The sequence below is a fragment of the Aeromonas sp. PS2Canimalfood6 genome (genome assembly GCF_048276795.1).
Taxonomy (GTDB): Bacteria; Pseudomonadota; Gammaproteobacteria; order Enterobacterales; family Aeromonadaceae; genus Aeromonas; species Aeromonas caviae.
In genome coordinates, this window is the sequence record NZ_JBLUXC010000102.1 from 1 (window position 1) to 6,132 (window position 6,132).

General features: G+C 63.1%; 2 protein-coding genes. One reads left to right on the forward strand and one right to left on the reverse strand.

From position 1 onward, the window contains the following. Window positions 1-152 precede the first annotated feature (152 nt). Entirely contained in the window at window positions 153-4,046 is a 3,894-nt protein-coding gene (gene purL / locus ACNPAA_RS20500; RefSeq protein ID WP_210600103.1) for a phosphoribosylformylglycinamidine synthase, read from the reverse strand. A gap of 149 nt (window positions 4,047-4,195) precedes the next feature. On the opposite strand from purL, the gene mltF reads away from it, so the two are divergent. Continuing rightward, a complete protein-coding gene (gene mltF, locus ACNPAA_RS20505; RefSeq protein WP_113070127.1) occupies window positions 4,196-5,689 on the forward strand; it encodes a membrane-bound lytic murein transglycosylase MltF in 1,494 nt (497 codons plus the stop codon). Window positions 5,690-6,132 lie beyond the last annotated feature (443 nt).

Consider the following 6,132-nt stretch of genomic DNA (forward strand, 5'->3'; position numbering starts at 1 on the left):
TGAATGAAGTCGAGAGCTTGGTCGATACGCATAAAAAAATCCGAAACCCAACAAGGAGTTTCGGATTCTTACACAGCCTGAGGATCGGTCAATGGATCCTTAACTGATCGGCATTAGGCCACTGGGGCCGGTTTTTAGTTTCTTGCTGGCGCTTAACCCAGGCGAACCCGAGCATTGCGGAACATGCGCATCCAGGCGCCATCCTCTCCCCAGTTGTCCGGGTGCCAGGAGTTGGCCACGGTGCGGAATACCCGCTCCGGGTGCGGCATCATGATGGTGGCGCGGCCGTCCGCACTGGTCACCGCGGTGATACCGTCAGGGGAGCCGTTGGGGTTGGCCGGGTATTGCACGGTGACGTTGCCGCGGTTGTCCACGAAACGCAGCCCCACCAGACCGCTCTGTTGCAGCGCAGCCAGGTGAGCAGCATCGCGCACTTCCACGCGCCCTTCCCCGTGGGAGACGGCAATCGGCATCACGGAGCCAGCCATCCCGGCGAAGAAGGCGGACGGGGAGTCCTGCACTTCCACCAGGCTGAAGCGCGCCTCGAAGCGCTCGGAGCGGTTGCGCACGAAGCGCGGCCAGAGATCGGCCCCCGGGATGAGGTCGCGCAGGTTGGACATCATCTGGCAACCGTTGCACACCCCCAGGGAGAGGGTATCGCCGCGCTCGAAGAAGCGCTGGAACTGCTCACGGGCGTTGTCGTTGAACAGGATGGACTTGGCCCAGCCTTCCCCCGCCCCCAGCACGTCGCCGTAGGAGAAGCCGCCACAGGCCACCAGGGTCTGGAAATCTTCCAGCTTGATGCGCCCCTCGAGGATGTCGCTCATGTGCACGTCGACAGCGGTAAAGCCGGCGCGGTCAAAGGCGGCCGCCATCTCCACGTGGGAGTTGACCCCCTGCTCGCGCAGCACCGCCAGACGGGGAGAAACCCCGCGAGCGATATAGGGCGCGGCCACGTCGTCGGACGGGTTGTAGGTGAGCCTGGCCTGCAAACCCGGATCGGTGGCGTCCTGGCGGGCGGCATGCTCCTGATCGGCGCACTCCGGGTTGTCGCGCAGGCGCTGCATCTGCCAGCTGGTCTCGCCCCAGATGGTGCGAAGGGCGGTGCGGCTGGCGCGATACACTTCGCTGCCGGCACGCTGGAACAGGATGAGGTCGTCTTCGCGCACCGTGCCCAGCACATGGGAGCAGGCTGCCAGACCGTGACCGGCCAGCAGGGTCAGCACCGCTTCCTTGTCTTCGCGACGAACCTGGATGACGGCACCCAGCTCCTCGTTGAACAGGGCCGGCAGCAGGTCGCCACCCACGCGATCGAGCTGGATGTCGAGGCCGCAGTGACCGGCAAACGCCATCTCGGTCAGGGTGACGAAGAGGCCGCCGTCGGAGCGGTCGTGGTAGGCAATCAGCTTGCGATCCGCCACCAGCGCCTGGATGGCGTTGAAGAAGCCCTTGAGCTGGACCGGGTTGTCCAGATCTGGGGCACTTTGCCCAAGCTGGCGGTAAACCTGGGCCAGGGCCGAGGCGCCGAGGCGCTGCTTGCCGTTGCCAAGGTCGATGAGGATAAGGTCGGTCTCACCGAGATCGGTGCGCAGTTGCGGGGTCACGGTATTGCGCACGTCCTCGACCCGGGCAAACGCCGAGATGAGCAGGGAGAGCGGCGAGGTGACGCTGCGCTCTTCCCCGTCCTGCTGCCAGCGGGTCTTCATGGACATGGAGTCCTTGCCCACCGGGATGGTTATGCCAAGGGCCGGGCAGAGCTCTTCGCCCACCGCTTTCACGGCTTCGTAGAGACCCGCATCTTCCCCCGGGTGGCCGGCTGCGGACATCCAGTTGGCGGAGAGCTTGACCCGCTTGAGGGAGCCGATATTGGCCGGAGCCAGGTTGGTCAGGGCCTCGGCCACCGCCATGCGGGCGGAGGCGGCATGAGAGAGCAGCGCCACCGGGGTGCGCTCGCCCATGGACATGGCTTCACCGTGGTAGCTGTCGTAGGTCGCGGCGGTGACGGCGCAGTCAGCCACCGGGATCTGCCAGGGGCCGACCATCTGGTCGCGGTTGACGAGGCCCGTTACGGTGCGATCGCCGATGGTGATGAGGAAGGACTTCTCCGCCACAGTCGGCAGGCGCAGCACGCGCTCGGCGGCGTCGCTGAGGGTGATGCCGTCCAGTTGCAGCGCCTTGCCTTGGGCGGGCAGGCTCTGCACGTCGCGGTGCATCTTGGGCGCCTTGCCAAGCAGCACGTCCAGCGGCAGATCGATGGGCTGGTTGTCAAAGTGATCATCAGAGAGAGTGAGATGCTTCTCTTCGGTGGCGGTGCCGATGACGGCATAGGGGGCGCGTTCGCGCTCGCACAGGGCCTTGAACAGAGGCAGCTTGTCCTGGGCCACGGCCAGCACATAGCGCTCCTGGGATTCGTTGCACCAGACTTCCAGCGGGCTCATGCCCGGCTCGTCGTTCGGGATGGCACGCAGGTCGAAGCGACCACCGCGATCCCCGTCGCTCACCAGCTCCGGCATGGCGTTGGAGAGACCACCAGCGCCCACGTCGTGGATGAAGACGATGGGGTTGTCGTCCCCCAGTTGCCAGCAGCGGTCGATCACTTCCTGGCAACGACGCTCCATCTCGGGGTTGTCACGCTGCACGGAGGCGAAGTCGAGATCTTCGGCAGACTGACCGGACGCCATGGAGGAGGCTGCGCCGCCACCCAGGCCGATGTTCATGGCCGGACCACCCAGCACGATGAGGGCCGCCCCCACCGGGATCTCCCCTTTCTGGACGTGCTCGCTGCGGATGTTGCCGATACCGCCCGCCAGCATGATGGGCTTGTGGTAGCCGCGCACCTCGACGCCGTTGTGGCTCGGCACCTGCTCTTCGAAGGTACGGAAGTAACCCAGGATGGCAGGGCGACCGAATTCGTTGTTGAAGGCGGCGCCGCCAAGGGGGCCTTCCTGCATGATGTCAAAGGCGCTGACGATGCGGCTCGGCTTGCCGAAGTCCTGCTCCCAGGGCTGCTCGAAACCGGGGATGCGCAGGTTGGAGACGGAGAAGCCTACCAGGCCCGCCTTGGGTTTGGCGCCACGGCCTGTCGCACCCTCGTCGCGGATTTCGCCGCCGGAGCCGGTGGCGGCACCCGGGAAGGGAGAGATGGCGGTCGGGTGGTTGTGGGTCTCCACCTTCATCAGGATGTCGACGCGCTCCTGGTGATACTGGTACTCACCGTTGGCGGGGCTCGGGAAGAAGCGGCCACCCTGGCTGCCTTCCATCACCGCGGCGTTGTCTTTGTAGGCAGACAGGACATGATCCGGCGTCTGCTCGAAGGTGTTCTTGATCATCTTGAACAGCGACTTGGGCTGCTGTTCGCCGTCGATGGTCCAGTCGGCGTTGAAGATCTTGTGGCGGCAGTGCTCGGAGTTCGCCTGGGCAAACATGTAGAGCTCGATGTCGTTGGGATTGCGACCCAGCCGGGTGAAGTTGGTCACCAGGTAATCTATTTCGTCATCGGCCAGGGCCAGACCCAGGGTCACGTTGGCCTCTGCCAGGGCGGCGCGACCACCACCCAGCACATCTACCTGGGTAAAGGGGCGCGGCTCGTGGTGAGCAAACAGGGCGGCGGCCTCGTTCATCTCGGCAAAGACCACTTCCATCATGCGATCGTGCAGCAGGGCCGCGATCTCGCTGCGCTGGGCCACGCTCAGCTCACCCTTGGCCTGCACGTAATAGGCAATGCCGCGCTCAAGCCGCTTGACCTGTTTCAGGCCGCAGTTGTGGGCGATGTCGGTTGCTTTGGAAGACCAGGGGGAGATAGTGCCGGGGCGGGGGGTAACGAGGAACAGCTGACCGCTGGGGGTGTGTTCCGGGATGGTCGGGCCGTAGCGCAGAAGCTGGCCCAAGGTCGCTCGCTCGGGGGGCGACAGCGGGCTCGTCAGCTCGGCAAAATGCACGTATTCCGCATAGATGCTTGCTATCTCTACTCCTCTCTGTGCGCAGCTCTGCAGCAGCTTGTGGACACGAAACTCAGACAGTGCTGGGGCACCACGCAAGATTTCCATATACCTTTCTCACCAAGTTTTAGAGTGTGGGGGGATTTGAGACGCGCGTATTATAGGGATCAGGCCCATCCTGAACAAACGTTTTTCTCATCTCGCGCGGTGTGACTCCCTTCATACTCTCTGGTATAAAGGTGCCTCTTTTTTGACAAATGCCGATTTTTTCAACAAGGGTACTCACCTACTTGCGCTGCATTTTTCGACTGTTCATCGGGATGATGTTGACGCTGGCCCTGGCCGGTTGCGACTTCTACCACCCCTCCAGCCAACTGGAGCAGATCCGCCAGCGAGGCGAGATCCGGGTTGGCACCCTCTACGGCCCCACTTCCTATTACCAGCGTGACGACACCGCACTGGGGTTCGACTACGAGCTGGCGCAGCTTTACGCCGACTGGCTGGGGGTCAAGCTGACCATAGTACCGGCCTACAGCACCGCCGAGCTGGTCGAGCAACTGCAAAAGGGCAAGCTGGATCTCGCCGCCGCCGCCATCGTCGTGACCCCGGAGCGGCGCAAGCTGTTCCGCTTCGGCCCTGGCTTCTACCAGGTCTCCCCCAAGCTGGTCTATCGCAACGGCTCCTCCAGGCCCAAGAACCTCGGTGACATCAAGGGCAGCATAGTGGTGCCGGCGGGCTCCACCGGCGAGGACCTGATGAAGGAGCTGGCCAAGCAGTACCCCAACCTGAAGTGGAGCACCAATCGGGATGCGGACGTGGAGGAGCTGCTCAAACAGGTGGCCGACGGCAAGGTGGACTACACGGTGGTGCAGGACACCATACTGGCCCGTACCCAGCGCTACTACCCTGAACTCACCGAAGGCTTGACCCTCGCCAGCAAGCAGACCGTGGCCTGGGCCATGACCAAGCTGCCCGACGACAGCCTCTACGCCAGCATCATCGACTTCTTCGGTCAGCGCTTCATGGATGGCGCCATCGCCAAGCTCGACGAAAAGTACTTCGGCCACGTGCAGAACTTCGACTTCGTCGACACCCGTACCTTCCTGCAACGGGCCAAGAGCCTGCTGCCCAAGTACCAGGCGCTGTTCCAGACCCACGCCAAGGATATCGACTGGCGGCTGCTGGCCGCCATCAGCTATCAGGAATCCCACTGGGATCCCCAGGCACGCTCCTACACCGGGGTGCGCGGCATGATGATGCTCACCGGTCCGACCGCCAAGGCGATGGGGGTAAACGATCGCACCCACCCGGAAGAGAGCATCAAGGGGGGCGCCCGCTACCTGCAGGAGATGATGGCGAAGGTGCCCGACTCGGTCCCGGCGGACGAGAAAGTGTGGTTTGCCCTCACCGCCTACAACATCGGCTACGGCCACATGATGGATGCCCGCCGCCTGACCAAGGAGCTGGGCAAGAACCCGGACGCCTGGAGCGACGTGAAAGAGGTGTTGCCGCTGCTGCAGCAGTCACGCTGGCATCGCAAGGTACGCTATGGCTATGCCCGTGGCGGCGAGGCGCGCAACTATGTCAACAACGTGCGCCAGTACTACCAGAGCCTGCTCTGGCTCGACAACGAACAGCAGAAGGCCCATCGTCGCGAGGAGCTGGACGAGGACGACAGCAGCGAGCCGGACGTGCCGGCACAGCGTCCGGCCATCATCGCCGAAGTGGTCAAACAGATCATCACCCCCTAGCCTCGCCGGGGGGTGTGTTTTCCTGCCCTGTTCTCTGTTACCATCCTTGGGTATACGAGGGGCGCTGGAGCGAACTTATTGCAATGTATTCATTGCGTTGCAGTTCCTGCCAAGGGCCCTTTCGGCCCCACGCAAGACCAGGGAGGAGAACAGGATGCGAGCACGCAGAAGAGCCATGTTGGCCCGAAAAACCAAATGTGCCTGGAGCCCGAGACGCAAGCTCAAGCTGGCCGACATGAAACGCAAGATCTGGCACAGAAACCGCTCCTTCACGCTGCTGATAGCGGAGCACACAGTATAAACCCGGCATCAGCCGGGTTTTTTTATGGTTCTTCGCGGGATCTTGGGGAAGTGGAAGTTGACAGACAGGGTGCTGGTAAACTGGCTGTCTCCAAACACACCACCACCATCACCCTGCTGTCGCCGTGCATCATATTGATATT